This window comes from Flavobacterium sp. (assembly GCF_965277525.1).
Lineage (GTDB): Bacteria > Bacteroidota > Bacteroidia > Flavobacteriales > Flavobacteriaceae > Flavobacterium.
On record NZ_CBDIDC010000005.1, the window covers coordinates 685229 to 706245 of the forward strand.

General features: G+C 35.4%; 16 protein-coding genes. 10 read left to right on the plus strand and 6 right to left on the minus strand.

The features are described 5' to 3' along the window. Positions 1-116: 116 nt before the first annotated feature. The gene (locus ACQY44_RS11305; protein WP_428230458.1) at positions 117-1046 is read right to left on the minus strand and encodes an outer membrane beta-barrel protein; all 930 of its coding nucleotides are present in this window, start codon (positions 1044-1046) and stop codon (positions 117-119) included. 180 nt (positions 1047-1226) lie between these two features. Further along, a complete protein-coding gene (gene dnaE / locus ACQY44_RS11310) occupies positions 1227-5759 on the minus strand; it encodes a DNA polymerase III subunit alpha (protein WP_428230459.1) in 4533 nt (1510 codons plus the stop codon). Between the two features lie 335 nt (positions 5760-6094). On the opposite strand from dnaE, the gene ACQY44_RS11315 reads away from it, so the two are divergent. The 6 genes from ACQY44_RS11315 (at position 6095) to leuB (ending at position 13645) form a co-directional block, all read left to right on the plus strand. Beyond that, on the plus strand, positions 6095-6898 hold the full coding sequence (locus ACQY44_RS11315; protein ID WP_428230460.1) for an SDR family oxidoreductase: 804 nt from the start codon (positions 6095-6097) through the stop codon (positions 6896-6898). A 76-nt stretch (positions 6899-6974) separates the two neighbouring features. Continuing rightward, positions 6975-7895, plus strand: coding sequence for a helix-turn-helix domain-containing protein (locus ACQY44_RS11320; protein WP_428230461.1), 921 nt, complete (start codon positions 6975-6977; stop codon positions 7893-7895). Positions 7896-8407: 512 nt separating this feature from the next. Beyond that, positions 8408-9802: a 3-isopropylmalate dehydratase large subunit gene (leuC, locus tag ACQY44_RS11325; RefSeq protein WP_428230462.1), complete on the plus strand. Its 1395-nt coding sequence runs from the start codon at positions 8408-8410 to the stop codon at positions 9800-9802. Positions 9803-9968: 166 nt separating this feature from the next. Further along, entirely contained in the window at positions 9969-10565 is a 597-nt protein-coding gene (leuD, locus tag ACQY44_RS11330; RefSeq protein ID WP_035686517.1) for a 3-isopropylmalate dehydratase small subunit, read from the plus strand. 262 nt (positions 10566-10827) lie between these two features. Continuing rightward, positions 10828-12351, plus strand: coding sequence for an alpha-isopropylmalate synthase regulatory domain-containing protein (locus ACQY44_RS11335; protein WP_428230463.1), 1524 nt, complete (start codon positions 10828-10830; stop codon positions 12349-12351). Between the two features lie 232 nt (positions 12352-12583). Continuing rightward, complete coding sequence (gene leuB, locus ACQY44_RS11340; protein WP_428230464.1) at positions 12584-13645, plus strand: 3-isopropylmalate dehydrogenase; 1062 nt, start codon at positions 12584-12586, stop codon at positions 13643-13645. Positions 13646-13786: 141 nt separating this feature from the next. On the opposite strand, the gene ACQY44_RS11345 is transcribed toward leuB, so the two are convergent. Together ACQY44_RS11345 and ACQY44_RS11350 are read right to left on the minus strand one after the other, a co-directional pair. Further along, positions 13787-14146 (minus strand): RNA recognition motif domain-containing protein, encoded by a 360-nt coding sequence (locus ACQY44_RS11345; RefSeq protein WP_026982652.1) that lies wholly within the window; start codon positions 14144-14146, stop codon positions 13787-13789. Positions 14147-14288: 142 nt separating this feature from the next. Then, on the minus strand, positions 14289-14771 hold the full coding sequence (locus tag ACQY44_RS11350; protein ID WP_428230465.1) for a DUF6252 family protein: 483 nt from the start codon (positions 14769-14771) through the stop codon (positions 14289-14291). A gap of 195 nt (positions 14772-14966) precedes the next feature. Here ACQY44_RS11350 and ACQY44_RS11355 point away from each other — a divergent pair, with 195 nt between their 5' ends. From ACQY44_RS11355 to ACQY44_RS11370, 4 genes are all read left to right on the plus strand, one after another. Continuing rightward, entirely contained in the window at positions 14967-15521 is a 555-nt protein-coding gene (locus ACQY44_RS11355) for a 30S ribosomal protein S16 (RefSeq protein ID WP_428230466.1), read from the plus strand. Positions 15522-15536: 15 nt separating this feature from the next. Continuing rightward, positions 15537-16061: a ribosome maturation factor RimM gene (gene rimM / locus ACQY44_RS11360; RefSeq protein ID WP_428230467.1), complete on the plus strand. Its 525-nt coding sequence runs from the start codon at positions 15537-15539 to the stop codon at positions 16059-16061. A 279-nt stretch (positions 16062-16340) separates the two neighbouring features. Then, the gene (locus tag ACQY44_RS11365; protein ID WP_428230468.1) at positions 16341-16622 is read left to right on the plus strand and encodes a four helix bundle protein; all 282 of its coding nucleotides are present in this window, start codon (positions 16341-16343) and stop codon (positions 16620-16622) included. 140 nt (positions 16623-16762) lie between these two features. Beyond that, positions 16763-17470: a tRNA1(Val) (adenine(37)-N6)-methyltransferase gene (locus ACQY44_RS11370; RefSeq protein WP_428230469.1), complete on the plus strand. Its 708-nt coding sequence runs from the start codon at positions 16763-16765 to the stop codon at positions 17468-17470. Here the strand turns inward: ACQY44_RS11370 and ACQY44_RS11375 are convergent. Both ACQY44_RS11375 and ACQY44_RS11380 read right to left on the minus strand, forming a co-directional pair. Further along, on the minus strand, positions 17467-18759 hold the full coding sequence (locus ACQY44_RS11375; protein WP_428230470.1) for an HlyD family secretion protein: 1293 nt from the start codon (positions 18757-18759) through the stop codon (positions 17467-17469). The genes ACQY44_RS11370 and ACQY44_RS11375 overlap by 4 nt on opposite strands. 3 nt (positions 18760-18762) lie before the next feature. Beyond that, positions 18763-20955 (minus strand): peptidase domain-containing ABC transporter, encoded by a 2193-nt coding sequence (locus ACQY44_RS11380; protein ID WP_428230471.1) that lies wholly within the window; start codon positions 20953-20955, stop codon positions 18763-18765. Between the last annotated feature and the right edge of the window lie 62 nt (positions 20956-21017).

A 21017-nucleotide genomic window follows, 5' to 3' on the forward strand; every position in this document is an offset into this window, starting at 1 on the left:
TTTTTTGTTGAGTTTCTGATGTGATGTCTCATTGCTCGAAATGACAAGATTGCGCAAAAAAAAGAGGATATTCTAAATGAATATCCTCTTTTTTAGTAAGTATAATTTTCTAAGAATTATAAGCTGTATTTAAGACCTAATGTCAAACCCAGACCAGAAATTCCAACATAAGAACTTAACTCATCCGTTGGTCTGTCCTTATTAACTCCATTTGGATTTGTTAAAGAATTATTAGAATTAACGTCTAATCTATCTCTATAATTTGTATGAATTTGTGCTGTAGTTCTTGTCGCTAAAGCATCATTTCCATTAACCGTGAATTCTGTAGTTTCTTTAGTTTTTCCGTGTACAGTAAAGTTACGATATTCCAATTCACCAAAAACTGAAATGTTTTTCCCTAACTTATATGATGTTCCTAAAGCAGCAACAAATCCAACAGTTGGATTTGGTTTTACTTTATCAACACTATGAACATTTCCAAAAGCAACCGGAGCTCCTGTTGTTGGGTTAAAAGCAATTGGAGCATAGGCATCAGAAGTGATTTCTAGATCTCCATGAACAGGGACTAAAATACCAACTTTAGTATACGGCTCAAAACCTTTGTGCTCTCCTAAAAATAAAACCAATGCCGGAGCAAGATCAAAAGCAGTAATTTCACCTACTGATTTAAAAGCATATACACCAGCTGGCGTAATAGGCACATCTGATCTGGTTTGTGCCATTGTCTTATCTTTACTAGTATAATAATTAACTCCCAACTCAAACCCTAAACGAGCATTAAATCTATATCCAGCTGTTAATCCAGTTCTGAAACCTTCACCAAAAGAACCTGTAACACTTTCTTCAGAAACTAATTTTCCTCCTACATAAGTTCTGTCCAAAGGAAGATTTCCTCCTACAGTTGGAAATTCAGTAGCTGCAGTTTGAATAAAATAAGATCCACCCAATTTAAAATACCATGTTTCTGGCTTATCTGCTTTTTCTGTTTGCGCCATTGTCGCCATAGAGCAAACTAATAATCCGAGTAAAAATAGGTTCTTTTTCATAATTCTGTTTTTTAATTGTTTTAATACAAACTTAGATTATTTTAACATATTCTTACAGTTTGCATAATTAGACATGTAACGAAAACGTTGTAATTTTAATCTAAATTACTAAAAAACTACTATGCATGCATATTTTTAACTAAAAAAAAATGCATAACATCAAATTTTAACTGTTAAAATTTAGTTTAACTTAAAATTTACCTGCATTTTCTCTAATTCTATCAATAACTCTGTTGAAATCTTCACTTTTAACCTGCGACTTGGCATCGTCAATTTGGTTACTACTTTTATTTCCTCCACCTCATTTACTTCCTGAATCTTAGTTTCTTCAATAGTAGCATCTTCATTCTCATCTGCAAAAACAGCATCATCTGTTTCTTCAAAATCAGCAGTTGTTTCCACCTCAACCAAACGCTTTATCTTTTCTAACTCCATAATCTCAAAAGTCACAGCATTATCTCCTTTATTCTCATTGAATAAATGGCTCAATTGATGTATAAACTCTGTTTGAAGATCTTTTATATTCAATAACAAAATCAATTTTTTAGCAAAAGCTTCCAGAATATCCTGCAATTGCCTTATCTCCACAAACTGCATTCTCGGATCTGATTTTTTACCCGTATCATGATTTACCCAGCCATCTTTTATTAGAATTTTCAGAAAAGCAAAATTATTCTGAATCAGGAAATGGCGGAATTTCAGGTACTCTTCACCAAAAATCTTGAATTCATAACTTTCATCATATCCTTCTAAATTAAATACCGCCCAGCCTTTTCCGTTTTTAGCCACACGGTGCTGCACATTATTAATGATTCCGGCAAAGTTTAGATTTTTACCCACATATTCATTCATACTTTTCAGGGATTCTAATCGGGAATTACAGAAGTATTTCATCTCAAATCTAAAATCATCAAGAGGATGTCCGGAAATATAAATTCCGACAACTTCTTTTTCTTTTGCTAATTTTTCCATTGTGCTCCAGTCTTCACAAGGAGGCACAACCGGTTCGTCAATTTGCACTTCACTTGTTTCTCCAAATAAACTTACCTGAGATGAATTTTCATTTTCCTGAAACTTAGATCCGTAACGAATCGCTTTTTCATAAAAAGTAATTCCATCTCCATCATCATGAAAATATTGTGCTCTTGTAGTTCCTTCAAACGAATCAAAACCACCGGCCAATGCCAGGTTTTCGATTGCTTTTTTATTAGCTGCACGTAAATCAATACGTTTTGCCAAATCAAAAATCGATTTGTACCTGCCATCTTTTCTACTTTCTACAATGGTTGCCACAGCTCCGGAACCGACTCCTTTAATCGCTCCCATCCCAAAACGTACTGCATATTCATCATTTACAGTGAACTTATAAAACGATTCATTTACATCCGGTCCTAGAACCTGTAATCCCATTCGTTTGCATTCTTCCATAAAAAACGAAACCTGCTTGATATCATTCATGTTATTCGAAAGAACCGCCGCCATATATTCTGCCGGATAGTGGGCCTTTAAATATGCCGTTTGATACGCAATCCAGGCATAACAAGTCGAGTGAGATTTGTTGAAGGCATAACTCGCAAAAGCCTCCCAGTCTTTCCAGATCTTCTCTAAAACTTTTGCATCATGTCCTTTTTTTGCAGCTTGCTCCACAAATTTAGGCTTCATTTTATCCAGTACGTCCTTTTGTTTCTTACCCATCGCTTTACGCAAAACGTCGGCCTCACCTTTTGTAAAGTCAGCCAGCGATTGCGACAAAAGCATTACCTGCTCCTGATAAACGGTAATTCCGTAGGTTTCTCCTAAATATTCTTCACAAGCATCTAAATCGTATTTGATTTCCTCTTCTCCATTTTTTCTTCGAACGAAAGACGGAATATACTCTAAAGGTCCCGGACGATACAAAGCATTCATCGCAATTAAATCTCCAAAAACCGTTGGCTTCAGATCCTTCATGTATTTCTGCATTCCGGGTGACTCATATTGGAAGATTCCAACTGTTTCTCCTCTTTGGAAAAGTGCATAAGTCTCAACATCATCAATTGGGAATGTATCCGGATCCAGATCAATTCCGTTTCTATATTTCACCAGTTTAACGGTATCTTTTATCAATGTAAGGGTCTTCAGACCCAGGAAGTCCATTTTCAGCAATCCGGCACTTTCTGCAACCGAGTTATCAAACTGTGTTACATATAAATCAGAATCTTTTGCTGTGGTAACCGGAACGAAATTCGTAATATCAGATGGCGTAATAATTACCCCACAGGCATGAATTCCGGTATTTCGCATCGATCCTTCAAGAATTTTTGCCTGTTGAATGGTTTCTCCGGCCAAATCATCTTCATTGGCAATGGCGATCAATTCTTTTACATTATCGAATTCGTCAGAACGAAGGGCTTTTTTAACCTCATCTTCACTTTCAGAAATAAAACGCGCCAAATTCCATTTAGACGGCATCATTGCCGGAATCAGTTTTGCGATTCTATCCGCTTCAAATAATGGTAAATCCAATACACGCGCTGTATCACGAATCGCAGATTTGGTCGCCATTTTACCATAGGTAATAATTTGTGCCACCTGATTCTGACCGTATTTATTGATTACATAATCCATAACACGACCACGCCCCTCATCATCAAAATCGATATCAATATCGGGCATAGATACACGATCCGGATTCAGGAAACGCTCAAAAAGCAAATCGTACTTAATAGGGTCAATATTGGTAATCCCCAGACAATAAGCAACTGCAGATCCCGCTGCAGATCCACGACCGGGCCCTACAGATACATCCATTTTTCGGGCTTCGGCGATGAAATCCTGAACAATCAGGAAATATCCCGGATATCCGGAATTCGAAATCGTTAATAATTCAAAGTCTAAACGTTCCTGAATCGATTCTGTAATTTCTCCATACCTCTTTTTCGCCCCTACCATCGTAAGGTGTCGCAAATATTTATTCTCACCACGAACTCCGCCATCAGCTTCGTCTTCGACAACTACAAATTCTGCAGGAATATCAAACTTAGGAAGCAATACATCACGATAAAGCGAATAGATCTCCACCTTATCGACAATTTCCTGAATGTTGATAATCGCTTCCGGTAAATCAGCAAAGAGTTTTTTCATCTCTTCTTGTGACTTATAATAGTACTCCTGATTGGGTAATCCGTAACGATAACCGCGACCACGACCAATTGGCGTCGCTTGTTTTTCACCATCTTTTACACACAACAAAATATCGTGTGCATTGGCATCTTCTTTATTTAAATAATAGGTATTGTTTGTTGCAATTAATTTAATGCTGTGTTTTTGAGCAAATTCAATCAGGGTTTTGTTGACACGATTTTCATCTTCCTGATTGTGGCGCATGACTTCAAGATAAAAGTCATCTCCAAATTGTTCTTTCCACCAAATCAAAGCTTCTTCGGCCTGATTTTCACCAACATTCAGAATTTTACTCTGGATCTCTCCGTATAGATTCCCGGACAAAACCATGATATCTTCCTTGTACTTTTCAACAATAGCACGGTCAATTCTGGGAACATAATAAAATCCGTTCGTAAAAGCGATTGAAGACATCTTTGCCAGATTGTGATACCCATTTTTGTTTTTGGCTAATAATACAATCTGATTTCCGTTGTCTTTTTTGCTTTTATCCAAATGGTTGTCGCAAACATTAAATTCGCAACCCACAATGGGTTTCATTTCGGTTTCTGTTGGTTCCTCACCAGCTTCAACCAAAGCTTTATTTTTTGCAGATGCCGCTTTGTTGTGATTCATGACAGCGCTCACAAAGTGAAAAGCCCCCATCATGTTTCCGGTATCTGTCATCGCAACAGCCGGCATACCATTTTTGGCTGTGGCCGCAACAATATTACCAATTCCTATAGTCGATTGTAAAACCGAGAACTGTGTATGATTGTGTAAATGCGCGTATTTTGCGGATTTAAAATCTTCTCTGTCTGAATGTGAAACTGCAGGTTCTTTACCAACCGATTCTAAAGCTTTTAGCTGCTCTCTGATTTTATCAGAAGCCGCTTTTAAATTGATGTGTTTTAGACCAATTAACGGAAACTCCTGTGGATTTCTATCCTGAAATTCCTTAAAATAATCCTTTGGGACATCCAGTTCTTCTTTGGTAAAAACTTCTCTTCTGATTAACTCAAGGAAACAACGCGTAGTTGCCTCAACGTCGGCAGTTGCGTTGTGCGCTTCCGCGAAAGGTTTATTAAAAAGATATTCGTGTAATTCTGTTAAGGTTGGAAGTTTAAACTTTCCTCCACGACCTCCCGGAAGTTTTAATAATGAAGCGGTAACCTCGGTACAAGTATCCAAAACCGGCATCGTGCTCATTGGAGAATCTACGCCCATTCTATGGAATTCTGCTCCCATAATATTAACGTCGAAACCTAAATTCTGACCAACAATAAACTTGGTTTTGCTTAAAGCAATATTGAATTTCTCTAAAACTTCGGCCAAAGTAATTCCATCGGCTTCAGCCAACTCAGTCGAAATTCCGTGAATACGTTCGGCATCATACGGAATGTTGAATCCATCAGGTTTAACCAAGTAATCCTGATGCTCGATCAGCGTTCCCATTTCGTCATGCAGCTGCCATGCAATCTGAATACAGCGAGGCCAGTTATCAGAATCGGTTATCGGAGCATCCCAACGTTTTGGTAATCCGGTTGTTTCGGTATCGAATATTAAATACATAAGTTTTGTAAAAAGACAAATTAAAAAATTCCAAATTCCAAAGCCTTACGCCTCATAAATACCTGATTTAATGAGCTGTAAAAAAACTTAAAATATAAAATGGAAGAAGTTCAAATTTACGCTTTTTTTTAAGCTAATGAAAGGCGAATTATCAACAAAAAGCATTAATCAAAATCATTATTAAAAACTGTTAAAAAGCAATAAAAATGATAAAATTTCGATTATTTGATCCTGAAAACTTTGATTATTCATTTTGGATACTCATTGCACCGAAATGGGCACTTTTAAACTGTACGCTATCCTGAACTTTGCGGTATCAATTTAAAACAATTACTATGAAAACTATTTTTATTACAGGTGCTTCTTCTGGACTAGGAAAAGCTACAGCAAAATTATTTCAGGAAAAAGGATGGAATGTAATCGCAACCATGAGGAATCCTGAAAAGGAAACAGAACTTTCTAACTTAAATAATGTAACCCTTTTACCATTAGACGTCACCAATTATGACCAAATACAAAGCACAGTTCAAAAAGCGCTGGAATTAACCGATATTGATATTGTTTTTAACAATGCCGGTTATGGTTTGATAGGTCCTTTGGAAAGTTTTAATGATGACCAGATTACCAAACAGCTTAATACTAATTTGTTGGGTGTAATTCGTGTTACTAATGCTTTTATTCCGTATTTCAGAGAAAGAAAGAGCGGATTGTTCATCTCTACTACTTCTATTGGGGGATTGATCGCTTTTCCTTTAGGATCTGTATATCACGCTACGAAATGGGGACTGGAAGGCTGGAGCGAAAGCATGGCTTATGAGTTAAATCCGTTTGGAGTACACATTAAAACCGTTTCTCCGGGCGGTATCAAAACAGAATTCCTGCACGGCTCTCTTGATTCAGGAACTAAACCTGAATATGAAGACATGACAAAGAGCTTGTTTGCAAGTGTTGACACCATGTTTGAAATGGCTTCAACTCCGGAACAAATTGCCAATGTAGTTCATGAAGCCGCTACAGACGGAAAAACCCAACTGAGATATGTTGCAGGAGAAGATGCAAAAGCACTTTACAAACAAAGACTGGAACAAGGAGACGAAGTTTTTCGTGCTTCATTTGGAAAACAATTTTTTGGAGAATAATTTATTTCAAACTCATACCGATCAGGTTTTGATAATCTGTGCGGTATGGGTTTTAATTTTTTTATACATTTATATCATGGAAAAGAAAAACAACAATCCTGCAAAAATTTCCTCTATATCACAATTTCATAGTTTATTAAAGTTACCAAAACCTCTTCATCCTATGATCAGTTTAGTTGATAACACGCAGCTTGTTATAAATGCTGATTTAACAAATACTTCTTTTTTGCTCGATTTCTATAAAATATCTTATAAATTTTCTACCAACGGAAAAATGGGCTATGGCCAGGGGTATTATGATTTTAATGAAGGCGGACTGATGTTTGCTTCCCCTAATCAACTAATTTTTACCGATAATCAGGAAGGAATTGAATATTTTGGTTATACGCTGCTTTTTCATCCGGACTTTATCAGAAATTATCCTTTAGGGAAAAACATCAAAAAATACGGTTTCTTCTCCTATGATACTAATGAAGCGCTGCACCTTTCTGATAGCGAAAAAACAACGATTACAGGATTATTAACAAGCATTGATAAGGAACTTCATACTGCAATAGACGAAATGAGTCAGGATGTAATCGTTTCTTATATTGACGTTTTGCTTAATTACAGCAATCGTTTTTATAAACGTCAATTTATTACCCGAAAAACAATCAGCCACGATCTGTTACTAAAAGTAGAAGAAACGCTGGATGATTATCTGAATAACGCCGAAACCCTAAAAAGAGGATTACCTACAGTAGATTTTCTTGCCTCTCAAATTAACGTTTCTACCCATTACCTGAGTGATATGCTTAGAAATTTAACCGGACAAAATGCGCAACAGCACATTCACTCCAAGTTAATTGAAAAATCAAAAGACTTCCTGATCAGCACCAATCTTTCGGTAGCAGAAATAGCGTATCAATTAGGTTTTGAATATCCTCAGTCGTTTAGTAAATTATTCAAAAAGAAAACCAGCCTGACTCCACTAGAATTTAAGAATTCTCTGAATTAGTTCTTCAAATTATCGTTAGCAACAAATCAGTTTTATTTTAAAAAGTATAAAATATTATAAAATTACACTTCTTGGATGTCGTAGTATTTTAGTAAATTTTAAAACATTCAACATCTTCAAAAATTGGTATTTAACAGCTGATTAAAACCCGAAAAAACATCAATTCAAAAACAAACCCAAATCAACAATTATTACTATTTTTACTAATTTTGTTACATTTTTTTTAATAAAAACCTATATTTAGCAGTTATTTTGAAATAAATTTGCCAACTATCAAAATTAAAGCAATCCAATCAAAATTGAGCTAAAAAAGAAAAGTAAAATCAATTTATATCCATTCTACAACCAAATCTGATTACAAAAAAGCCAATCGCAATTTGTATTTTGGTTTGGGTATCGTATATAATGAAATATTGAAATTGACGACCTTATATCTTTTTCTAATTTTGTTTTTCTATTATAATGAGCAGGAAATTGCTGTGGTTAGAAATTACAATTAAAAAAAATAAAAAATGAGTAAGACATTATTTGACAAAGTATGGGATTCACATGTAGTGCGTAAAATTGAAGATGGACCAGATGTGTTTTTTATTGACCGTCATTTCATTCATGAGGTTACAAGTCCTGTTGCTTTTTTAGGATTAAAAGCCAGAGGCGTAAAGGTTTTATACCCGGAACGTACTTTTGCAACTGCAGATCACAATACACCAACCATAAACCAACATTTACTAGTTGAAGATGCCTTATCTGCCAATCAGCTTAAAGCGCTTGAAGATAATGCTGCCGAATACGGAATTTCGCACTGGGGATTAGGTCACATTAAAAATGGAATTGTACACGTAGTGGGTCCTGAAAACGGAATTACTTTGCCAGGTGCTACTATTGTTTGTGGAGATTCTCACACGTCTACTCACGGTGCATTTGGAGCTATTGCTTTTGGCATTGGAACTTCTGAGGTTGAAATGGTGCTTTCTACGCAATGTATTATGCAACCAAAGCCAAAGAAAATGCGTATTAACGTCAATGGTGAACTAAGCAAAGGTGTTGGACCAAAAGACGTTGCGCTTTATATTATTGCTCAATTGACTACTTCGGGAGGAACGGGTTATTTTGTTGAATACGCCGGAGATGTTTTCGAAAATATGACTATGGAAGGTCGTATGACCGTTTGTAACCTAAGTATCGAAATGGGCGCCCGTGGCGGAATGATTGCTCCCGACCAAAAAACGTTTGATTTCCTTGAAGGCAGATTATTTGCTCCAAAAGGCGAAGCCTGGGAAAAAGCAGTTGAATACTGGAAAACTTTAAAAACTGATGCTGATGCCGTTTTTGATGCAGAATTAAACATCAAAGCGTCAGATATCGAACCAATGATTACTTATGGTACTAACCCTGGAATGGGAATTGGTATCTCAAAACATATTCCGAGTGCCAATCAGGTTGAAGGCGGCGAGGAAACGTATAAAAAATCTCTTGCCTATATGGGATTTGAGGAAGACGATGTCATGATTGGAAAACCTATTGATTATGTTTTCTTAGGAAGTTGTACAAACGGACGTATTGAAGATTTCAGAGCTTTTACAGAAATCGTAAAAGGAAGAAAAAAAGCAGATAATGTTACCGCTTGGTTAGTTCCGGGTTCTCACGTTGTTGAAGCTCAGATTAAAGAAGAAGGCTTATTAGATATCCTAACTGAAGCTGGTTTTGTATTACGTCAGCCTGGTTGCTCAGCATGTTTAGCGATGAATGATGATAAAGTTCCAGCCGGAAAATATGCTGTTAGTACATCAAACAGAAACTTTGAAGGCCGTCAGGGTCCTGGTTCAAGAACATTATTAGCAAGCCCGATTATGGCTGCTGCTGCTGCTGTTACCGGAAAACTAACAGATCCGAGAGAGCTTTTTTAAAAGATTTATGAATGCAGAGTAACGATTTTTGATTTCAGATTTCGTTAATCCAATTAAAAAATTCTTTTAAAATTCAATTTACATTTTACAAAAAATATTAACGATTACTATTTTCTTTCGAATAAATCTAAAATCGGAAATCGTTAATCAAAAATCAAAAATCAAAATGGCATACGATAAATTTAACATACTTACCAGTAGTGCTGTACCACTACCAATTGAGAACGTAGATACAGATCAAATCATTCCCGCTCGTTTCCTTAAAGCTACAAAACGTGAAGGTTTTGGAGACAATCTTTTTAGAGACTGGAGATATAACGGAGACGATACTCCAAAAGCTGATTTCGTTTTAAACGATTCAACTTACAGCGGAAAAATACTTGTTGGAGGAAAAAACTTCGGTTCAGGATCTTCAAGAGAACATGCTGCATGGGCAGTTTACGATTATGGTTTTAGAGCTGTAGTTTCAAGTTTCTTTGCAGATATCTTCAAAGGAAACTGTTTGAATATTGGCGTTTTACCGGTTCAGGTTAGCCCTGAATTTGCTGATACCATCTTCAAGGCAATCGAAGCTGATCCTAAAACGGAACTAGAAATCAACTTACCAAACCAAACGATTACGTTATTGGCCACAGGTCAACAAGAATCTTTTGCTATTAACGGATACAAAAAGAACAATATGATTAATGGCTTTGATGACATTGATTATTTACAAAATATTAAAGAAGATATTGTGGCTTTCGCCGATAAACTTCCCTACTAAGAAAAATCTTGTTCAATCTATTAGACCCGACAGGTTTTTGAAACTTGTCGGGTTTTTCTAAATTAAATTAGAAACCATAGAACGGGTATAAAACAGATTTGCTATCGCAAAAGCACGAATTAACGCGGATTCTCATTTTACTGAATACTAAAAATCCGTTTTTATCAGCGTCTTCGCGATAGCGAATCCGTAAAATCAGCGTCAAAAATTAAATATGAGCCAATTATATCCAATCCACCCCATTAGAAATTAGAATATCAATATGGAAAAAAGAAAAATTGAAATAATGGATACGACACTTCGTGATGGTGAACAAACCTCCGGAGTATCATTTTCTGCTGCAGAAAAACTAACCATTGCGCAATTGTTATTGGAGGAATTAAATATTGATAGAATCGAAATTGCCTCAGCTCGTGTAAGCGAAGGAGAATTTCAGGCTGTAAAAGGCATTACATCCTGGGCTGAAGAACGAGGATATATTAACCGAATTGAAGTCCTTTCGTTTGTAGACGGAGGCGTCTCTATAGAATGGATGAAAAAAGCGGGTGCAAAAGTGCAAAATTTGTTGACCAAAGGTTCCATGAATCACCTGACACATCAATTAAAAAAAACACCGGAACAACACTTTTCTGAAATTGCAGAAATCATCGCTTTAGCGAAAGAAAACAATATTGAAACCAATGTTTACTTAGAAGATTGGAGCAACGGAATGAGAAATTCACAAGAATATGTGTTTCAATTTCTGGATTTTTTAGCCACTCAGCCAGTTAAAAGAATTTTATTACCGGATACTTTAGGGGTTTTAATTCCGTCATTGACTTTCGAATTCCTTTCAAAAATCAGAGCTAAATATCCACAGATTCATTTTGATTTTCATGCGCATAATGACTATGATTTAAGCGTTGCCAATGTTATGGAAGCCATAAAAGCAGGCATAAACGGACTTCACGTAACCGTAAACGGAATGGGAGAACGCGCAGGAAATGCTCCGCTTGAAAGTACTGTTGCCGTAATAAACGATTATCTGCCAGAAGTTAGCATCAACATCAAAGAAACTTCTTTATACACGGTAAGTAAATTAGTTGAAACTTTTACCGGATACAGAATCCCGGCAAACAAACCTATTGTTGGTGATAATGTTTTTACTCAAACTGCCGGAATTCATGCTGACGGAGACAATAAAAACAATTTATATTTTAATGATTTGCTTCCGGAACGTTTTGGGAGAAAACGAAAATATGCCTTAGGAAAAACTTCCGGAAAAGCCAATATCGAAAAAAACCTTCAGGAATTAGGTCTGAAATTAAATCAGGAAGATTTGAAATTGGTTACCCAAAGAATCATCGAACTAGGCGATAAAAAAGAAACTGTTACTAAAGAAGATCTTCCTTACATTATTTCGGATGTTTTGGACAGTCATACCTATCAAGACAAAATTACAATCGAATCTTATATATTAATTCATTCTAAAGGAACACGCCCATCAACAACATTGAGTTTAAACCTTGACGGAGAAATCATAGAAGAACATGCTCAAGGCGATGGACAATTTGACGCTTTCATGAATGCACTAACAAAGATCTACAAAAGCAAGAAAAAGACTTTGCCAAAGCTAATAGATTATGCTGTTCGAATTCCTCCAGGAAGTAGTTCAGATGCTTTATGCGAAACTATTATCACCTGGATCAATGATAGTGGAAAAGAATTTAAAACAAGAGGATTAGATTCCGATCAAACAGTTGCTGCAATTATCGCTACTCAAAAAATGCTGAATGTAGTTACCTAAGATGCTAAGTTGCTTAGATTCTAAGCTACTAAGATTTTTTCTTTGAACTTATAATCTTTAAAACTCAGAATCTTTAAAAAAACATCAAGTTACTAAGCCTACTAAGAAAAAACTTAGAATCTTAGAAACTCAGAACCTTAGAACCTTTAAAAAATTATAAATTAAAATTCTGACTTACTAAGAAAAAAAACTTAGCATCTTAGTAACTTAGAAACTTAGAAACTTAAAAAAAATGAAATTTAACATAGCCCTTTTAGCAGGAGACGGAATTGGTCCTGAGGTAATTAATGAAGCCGTAAAAGTATCTGATGCCATTGCAAAAAAATTCAATCACGAAATAACATGGACACCTGCTCTTACAGGAGCTTGTGCAATTGATGCCGTTGGAGTTCCTTATCCTGATGAAACGCATGAAGTTTGTATGAAAGCCGATGCTGTTTTGTTCGGCGCAATTGGTCATCCAAAATACGATAACGATCCAAGTGCGCCAGTTCGTCCGGAGCAGGGATTATTATTAATGCGTAAAAAATTAGGGTTGTTTGCCAACGTACGTCCAACTTTTACATTTCCATCTTTAATTGATAATTCTCCTTTAAAAAGAGAAAGAATCGAAGGAACTGACTTGGTTTTCTTAAGAGAATTAACCGGAGGAATTTATTTTGGAGAAAAAGGCAGAAGAGACGACGGGGAAACCGCATTTGACAATTGTGTTTACACAAGAGCAGAAGTGCAGCGTTTGGCTAAAAAAGGTTTCGAATTAGCGATGACGCGTAGTAAAAAATTATGTTGCGTTGATAAAGCAAACGTTTTGGAAACTTCACGTTTATGGAGAGAAACGGTTCAGGCAATGGAAAAAGATTATCCGGAAGTTACTGTTTCATACGAATTTGTTGATGCTGTAGCGATGCGTTTGGTTCAATGGCCAAACTCTTATGATGTATTAATCACAGAAAATTTATTTGGAGATATCTTAACTGATGAAGCTTCTGTAATTTCAGGCTCAATGGGATTAATGCCTTCTGCTTCTGTTGGAGAACATACTTCATTATACGAACCAATCCACGGATCATACCCACAGGCAACCGGATTGAATATTGCTAATCCGTTAGCGACTATTTTATCTGCAGCAATGATGTTTGAAGATGCTTTTGGATTAAAAGACGAAGCCGAAGCGATTAGAGCAGTTGTAAACAAATCACTAGAACAAGGAGTTGTTACCGAGGATTTAGCTGCAAAAGGATCAAAAACATACAAAACAAGCGAAATTGGAGACTGGCTTGTAGCGAATCTATAGTTTTTTTGTTTCAGGTTTATTTTGTTTCAGGTTTCAAGTTGTTGGAACGTGAAACAAAATAAACTTGAAACCTGAAACAAAAAGCCATAAAAAAAAGGGATCAACGTAAGTTGATCCCTTTTATATATTTAGAAAAAAATATTAATATCCTCCTCTGTTACCACCACGGTCATTTCCACCACGGCTGTTTCCTCCACCATAACCACCGCGTGAATCTCCACCACGACTGTTATTGTTAAAGCTTCTTCTTTCGCCTTCTGGTTTCGGTTCAGATTTATTAACCACAATTGCACGACCTTGAACAGTAGCTCCGTTCAATTCATCAATTGCTTTTTGAGCTTCAGCATCGTTTGGCATCTCTACGAAACCAAAACCTTTGCTTCTTCCTGTAAATTTATCAGTAATGATTTTAACTGAATCTACTGCTCCGTAAGCCTCGAAAGACTCTCTTAAATCTGCTTCCTCAATACTGAATGGAAGGCTTCCAACAAAAATGTTCATATGTACTTATTTATAATAATGTAGCAAATGTAGTCTTATTTTTCTGTAATCTACTATATATTAGTTTATTTATGTTTTTATTTTGATTTAAAAAAATAAAAATCAATAAAACCAAACAATTGCAAATGAAAAACTTAAATAATTAGTACTCTAAATTAGGAGAAACCGGAATTTTATAAAAAACTCCTTCTGTAAAATTTATTTCAGGTTTTTCAAGATTTTTTTCATCGATGTTGAATGCCTTGAACTTAAATGTCCCCGAAATAGTCTGGTTTTCAATATTATATTCTGTAATTACAACCTGCCCATCTCCCTTACTTGTTCCAGTTGTAAATTCTAACAGTTGTCCCGGAAGCGTATTAGAATAAGATGCAGTTGTTGTATTGTTAACACCTAAAACATATGTTTTTTCAGCTGACGAAGGCAGTCTAAAAGTTACTTTTTCGTATCCTAATGAACCTTCAACAACAAAGATTCCACTTGTTTCCATACGAGCTTTATAACTTTGAGCCCTCCAAAAAACATTGTCTTTTAACCCCTGAAAGGCCGGTGTATTGAATCTTAAATCTTCTGTACAGGATACAAGTAAAAAGACAGCGATTAATAAATGGTAATACTTTTTCATAAAGTAATGAATTTGAGGCAAAAATACCTATTTGAACTCAACAACGAAAATTTAAACTTTAAAACAGCTTAAAAACAACAAAAATCAGCCTCAAATATATTTAATAAAGTTTGCAACACATAATTCACAAAAAAATTATATCTTTGCGCCCTTAATTAACAGAGGTCGAGTACCTCAAAATTTAATCATACGATTATGTCAGTAAAAATTAGATTACAAAGACACGGTAAAAAACAAAAACCTTTTTACTGGGTTGTAGCTGCAGATGCACGCTCAAAAAGAGATGGTAAATACTTAGAGAAAATCGGTACTTACAATCCAAACACAAACCCTGCAACTATCGAATTAAACATTGATAGTGCTGTAAAATGGTTGCACAATGGTGCACAACCTACTGATACAGCCAGAGCAATTCTTTCTTACAAAGGTGCTTTATTGAAACACCACCTTGATGGAGGTATTCGTAAAGGTGCTTTAACTCAAGAACAAGCTGATGCTAAATTATCTGCTTGGTTAGATGCTAAAGCTGGAAAAGTTGATGCTAAAAAAGACGGTTTAACAAAAGCGCAAGCTGATGCAAAATCTAAAGCTTTTAAAGCAGAACAAGAAGTTAACGCTAAACGTTTAGCTGCTGCAGCTAAAGCTGAAGCTGATGCTATCGCTGCTGCAACTCCTGCAGCTGAAGAAGAAGTTGCTGAAGCTGAAGAAGCTCCTGCTGCTGAAGAAAATAACGAAACAACTGAAGCATAATTATATTTAGCGAGAATGCGTAAAGAAGATTGTTTTTATTTAGGTAAAATCGCTAAAAAATTTAGTTTCAAAGGCGAAGTCCTGGCTTATTTAGACACAGACGAACCTGAGTTATACGAAAATCTGGAATCAGTGTTTGTTGAATGCAACAAACACCTGGTTCCTTTTTTTATTGAAAAAAGTTCCTTGCACAAAAACGATTTTCTAAGAATTCGTTTTGAAGACATGAACACCGAAGAAGATGCAGACGCCATTATGGGCAATGCCATTTATCTCCCTTTAAACATGTTACCTAAACTTAGTGGTAACAAATTTTACTTTCATGAGGTTATCGGTTTTGAAATCGAAGACCAACGTTTAGGCGTTTTTGGAAAAATTGCTGCGGTAAACGATTCTACCGCACAACCACTTTTTGAAGTCCTCAATGGTGAAGTTGAAATGCTGATCCCAATGATCGATCATTTTCTTGTAAAAATTGATCGCGAAAATAAAAAAGTCATCATGAACCTTCCGGAAGGATTGGTAGAGATGTATCTTTAAATTTAGAAATTCCAATTTTTTTAAATTCCAAATTCCAACCTGAAAAGGTTAAATTCTATTTTTTTTAAAACTCCAAATCTCAAGAATATATCGTTCTTACTTGTGTATATTTATTTATTTTTGAAAGAAAAAACTTATATTTGAATTATTTTATTACTTTTAATTCTACCAATTGACATTTGGAATTTTTAAAAAAATTGGAATTTAAATATGGCTAAACCATACGATTTAGAAGAACGAACATTTTTGTTTGCAAAAGAGTGTCGAAATTAGATTAGAATGCTTTCAAAAATAACATCAAATATTGAAGATGGAAAACAACTAATTCGATCATCTGGTTCTGTTGGTGCAAATTATATTGAGGCAAATGAAAAATTGGGTGAAAAGGATTTAATATTTAGACTTAAAATCTCCCGTAAAGAAGCCAAAGAATCTAAATATTGGTTGAGATTACTACACGAATTAAATCCTGACCAGAGAACCATGTCAGATTCTTTATTATTCGAAATAGAAGAATTAAGAAAAATTCTATCGGCAATAATCCTCAAAACATCAAAATAATTAATTGAGATATTAATCTTATTTTTGCAATTCAAACAAAATATTTTATTCCTTTTTACAATTGGAATTTGGGATTTCTTTATTGGAATTTCTTTTTTCAGTTTGGAATTTGGAATTTAAAAAAATTGGAATTTCTCTATATGTTTACATTTAAACAATTTTCTGTAAAACAAGACAAAACCGCCATGAAAGTCGGCACAGATGGCGTTTTATTGGGCTCCTGGGCTCCGGTAAACCATAATCCGTTTAGTGTATTGGATATTGGTGCAGGAACCGGAATTATTGCTTTGATGCTTGCTCAACGAACTCATGCAGAACAAATTGATGCACTTGAAATTGACGAAGACGCTTATGAACAAGCAGTTGACAATTTCGAAAACTCTCCTTGGGGAGATCGTTTATTTTGTTTCCATGCAGGTTTAGATGAATTTATTGAAGAACCGGAAGATGAATACGATTTGATTGTTTCAAACCCTCCTTTTTATTCTGAAGATTACAAAACAGAAAATGAACAACGTGATTTAGCCCGATTTCAAGATGCAATGCCTTTTGAGGAACTAATAGAAGCCGCTGATTTATTACTTTCTGAAAATGGAATATTTGCCGTAATCCTTCCTTTCAAAGAAGAAGAAAATTTTATCGCTTTAGCAAAAGAATCAGAATTATATCCCAAAAAAATTACACACGTAAAAGGAAATTCTACTTCAGCAATAAAACGAAGTTTATTAGCCTTTAGCCGAAATGAAAATCCGGAAATAGAAATAGACGAATTGACTATCGAAATTGACAGGCACGTTTATACTTCTGAATATATTGAACTAACGAAAGATTTTTATTTAAAATTTTAAACCTGTTCAAAAATACTCTTGAACTGATATAATATCCTCTCGATAAGTCGCAAATCTTCCGTTACAATTTCAGCACTTCCTTTCATTTCCTGTTGAAAAACAATTTGTTTTTTATATGAAGTTTCCAGTCCATTTGGGAGTGCTACATCTAAAAGCAAATTCCCGTCTTTATCCGGAATCAAAGAAATATTCCTAATCTTACCTTTTAGCACACCAAATTCCCTATCAGGAAAATTGGCCAGCCTGATATTTACAGTCTGACCTACTTTTATTTTTCCCGAATTTAAAGCCGGTGCTTTTACTTTTCCGACAAAACCGTTTTTAGTGTCCGGAATTATAGAAAACACATTATCGCCAATATTGATGGTTTGATTCTCTGTCCAAACCTGCAAAAATGTAACCACTCCGCTCACCGAGGATTTCAGCGTATAAGCCAATTCCCAATCTTTTATCACCTTTTTGAGTTGATAAAAGGATTGCGCCATGTTTCTCCCCAGATTAACTTCTTCTTTAGTCCCACTTATTTGCGAATTCTGGCTTAATTTAGAATTATCAATCAAAGAGGACCTTAACTGAGAAATAGACGAGAGAAGGCTTCTGTAATTCTTTTGGGCCTGAAGATAACTTAACTTTTTAGCTTCCATTTCCTGAGCTGAAATAATTCCTTTATTGTACAGGGTTTCAAAACGGGCAATTTCATTTTTCTGAAGCTGCAATTCACTTTCATTGATGACTTTTTGCTGTTGCAAAATTTCCAGTCTTTCCTTAATCTGAACCTTTTCAGAAACCTGTGCCCTGTTTTCAACTTCAAAAGGACGTAAGTCATTATTGAGTTGCTCGGCCTGGTAATCTTTTTGAAAAACAGCAAAGGCACTTTCTATTTCGCCTAATTGTGCATTTTTCAGCAAAGCAAAAGGAAAAGCTTTTTGGGGATTGTTGATATTATATTGTTCAACTATCTTCTTTAATAAAAAAACATCTTTGTAATTGGCTGTATTTTCGATAATGGCCAGTGTACTGTTTTTTGAAACTATTGACTTGTCTTTAACCAAAATAGCTTCAATACGACCTGAAGATTTCGAAACAATTTTCTCTGGCGGAATATTGGTCGTAATTATAATTTCAGTATTTACAACATCCGGATATTTAATAAACCAGGATACAAAAAATAGCATAAAAATAATAACAAAAATCAAAACTGTTCCCCAACGGATCATCCAATGGGGTACTTTGGTTAGAATATCCTGAACTTCTTCACTTCTTAATTCGAATGTAGTATCTTCAGCCATGATTTAATTCCCTAATTGTAATTGATTCTTAACCAGTTCGAAATAATTTCCTTTTTGCTGCACCAGAGCCGAATGATTTCCAATCTCAATAATTTTTCCTTTATCTAAAACCACAATCTGATCGGCATTCATAACGGTACTTAATCGGTGTGCAATAACTACAACTGTTTTCTCTTTAAAGAAGATATCGAGTTTTTGCATAATTTCTTTTTCGTTATTAGCATCTAAAGCGGACGTTGCTTCATCAAAAAACAATATTTCCGGATTTTTATACACCGCCCTTGCAATTAATAAACGTTGTTTTTGTCCTGTACTCATTCCTGTTCCTTCGGCTCCGATTTTAGTATTATAGCCAAGCGGCAAACCACTAATATATTCTTTTATATTGGCAACATCTGCAGCATATACCAATCTTTCTTTATCCACTTTATCAACCCCAATGGCAATATTATTGGCAATGGTATCGCTAAAAATAAAACCTTCCTGCATGACCGCTCCAATATTGGATCGCCAGGCTTTTTGAGAAATATTTTTCAGTTGGGCATTTCCAATAGTAACCTCTCCTTTTTCAGGCTCATAAAACTTAAGAAGCAATTTCATTAAAGTCGTTTTTCCGCTTCCGCTCACCCCTACTATCGCAGTTACTTTATTGGCCGGAATTTTTAGCGTTAAATCATCTAAGACAGGAATGTCAGATCCCAGATAACGATACGAAAGATTCTTTATCTCAATATCACAATCAAACGGAACATCGCTTGTCTGATGGACCTCCTGCTGGGTTTCGTCTTCTTTTTCATGAATTTCGGACAATCTGGCCAATGAAATTTTGGCATCCTGAAGTTCTCTGACAAACTCTATCAGCTGCGTGATTGGCCCGTTTAAACTTCCTACTATTGAACTTATCGCCAACATCATCCCCAACGTTATAGAACCATCAATTACCAATTTTGCAGAAAGAAAGATGATGAAAATATTTTTGAGCTCATTAATAACAGAGGAGCCTATGGTTTGGGTTTGCTCTAAAACCAATCCCTTTATAGAAACCCTGAAAAGTCGCGCCTGAATATACTCCCAACCCCAGCGCTTTTGTTTTTCGGCATTGTGAAGTTTAATTTCCTGCATTCCGTTAATAAGTTCCATGACTTTGTTTTGTTCATTTGAAACTTCGGCAAAACGTTTGTAGTCCAGAACTTCTCTTCGCTTTAAGAATAAGGTGATCCATCCAAAATAAAGTATACTTCCGGCAAAGAACACAAAGAAGATCTGCAGATTAAAATAAGCCAGAACGCCTCCCATCACAAACATATTGATTACAGAAAACAAAACATTTAAGGAAGATGTGGTTAGGATTTTTTCGATCCTGCGATGATCATTGATCCGTTGCATAATATCCCCGGTCATCCTTACATCAAAAAAGGAAATGGGTAAGTTCATTAATTTAATAAAGAAATCAGAAATAAGCGAAATATTGATTCGGGTCGAAAGATGAAGCAATATCCAGCTCCTGATAAGCTCTAAACCTGTTCTTCCGGCAAAAAGAAATAATTGCGCGAAAAGAATGAGATAAATAAAATGGATATTCTGGTTTTGAATACCAACATCGACAATACTTTGAGTTAAAAACGGAAAAATCAGCTGTATTAAGCTACTCGCCAATAAACCTATGCTGAGTTGAGTTAAAAATGATTTGTATCGCAATACATATTGCGACAACAATTTAAACCCCAGTCCGCTATTTTCTTCTTTATCAAACTCAGACTGAAAAAATTTTGGCGAAGCTTCTATCAATAAGGCAATTCCCTCCTGAGTTGATTCATCCGCATTGTTTCCTATCCAGAATTTAATGAAATCCTGTTTATTGTATTCGATTAAACCAAAAGCCGGATCTGACACATAATAGGTTCCTCTTTTGATTTTATAAAGCACTACATAATGGTTTTTATTCCAATGTAGTATACAAGGCAATGGCGCCTCCTCTAATCTTTCAAGATTTAATTTTACACCTAAAGTCCTAAAACCTATTTTTTCTGCGGCATCGCTTAAAAAAAGCAAATTACTTCCTTCACGAGTTGTTTCGCTAATGTCTCTCAACTCCTGAATGTTGATTGTTTTTCCGTAATGTTTGGCAATTATTTTTAAACATGTGGGACCGCAATCTTTATAATCAGCTTGTCTGTAATGGGTGAATTTTTTCAAGTAAATTTAAAATTAAATCATTAAGCAGGTGGCCTTACTAACTTCTGTTTATACAAAAATAT